At 61.2% G+C, this 1,124-nt stretch carries 1 protein-coding gene; it reads left to right on the top strand.

All coding sequences use genetic code 11. From position 1 onward, the window contains the following. Positions 1-1,124 (top strand): Ig-like domain-containing protein (locus AC1DWM_RS30090; protein WP_477796885.1); only part of this gene is annotated, 1,124 nt, incomplete at both ends.

Genomic DNA, 1,124 nt, shown 5'->3' on the forward strand with positions numbered 1-1,124 from the left:
GGCAACGTGCTGGGCAATGACAGCGATGTGGATAATCTCCTGAGCGTGGCCACGTTCACGGTTGGCGGCACCGAGTACACCGCAGGCGCCACCCCGGCGATCATCGCCAACGTCGGCACCCTGGTGATCGGGGCGAACGGTGCTTACACCTTTACTCCGGACTCCAACTACAACGGCACCGTGCCGACCGTCACTTACACCACCAACACCGGCTCCACCAGCACGCTGGATATCAGCATCACCCCGGTCAATGACCCAAGCGTCCTGACCGCGGACACCAACACGGTCGATGAAGACCACGCGGCCACCGGCAACGTGCTGGGCAACGACCACGATGTCGATAATCTCCTGAGCGTGGCCAGCTTCACGGTTGGCGGCACCGAGTACACCGCAGGCGTCCCGGCGACCATCGCCAACGTCGGCACCCTGGTGATCGGGGCGAACGGTGCTTACACCTTTACTCCGGACTCCAACTACAACGGCACCGTACCGACCGTCACCTACACCACCAATACCGGTTCCACCAGCACGCTGGATATCAGCGTCACTCCGGTCAATGACCCGAGCGTCCTGACCGCGGATACCCAGACTGTCGATGAAGACCATGTTGCCACCGGCAACGTGCTGGGCAATGACAGCGATGTGGATAATCTCCTGAGCGTCTCCAGCTTCAGCGTGAATGGGGTCGACGGCAGCTTCACGGCGGGCCAGACCGCAACCATGACCGGTGTCGGAACGCTGATCATCGCCAGCAACGGTGCTTACACCTTTACTCCGGTGGATAACTGGAACGGCACCGTGCCGACCGTCACCTACACCACCAATACCGGCTCCACCAGCACGCTGGATATCAGCGTCACCCCGGTCAATGACCCAAGCGTCCTGACCGCGGACACCAAYACTGTCGATGAAGACCACGCAGCCACCGGCAACGTGCTGASCAAYGACCACGATGTSGATAATCTCCTGAGCGTSTCCAGCTTCAGCGTGAATGGGGTCGACGGCAGCTTCACGGCGGGCCAGACCGCAACCATGACCGGTGTCGGAACGCTGATCATCGCCAGCAACGGTGCTTACACCTTTACTCCGGTGGATAACTGGAACGGCACCGTGCCGACCGTCAC

Source organism: Pseudomonas sp. P4_C8 (assembly GCF_056401975.1).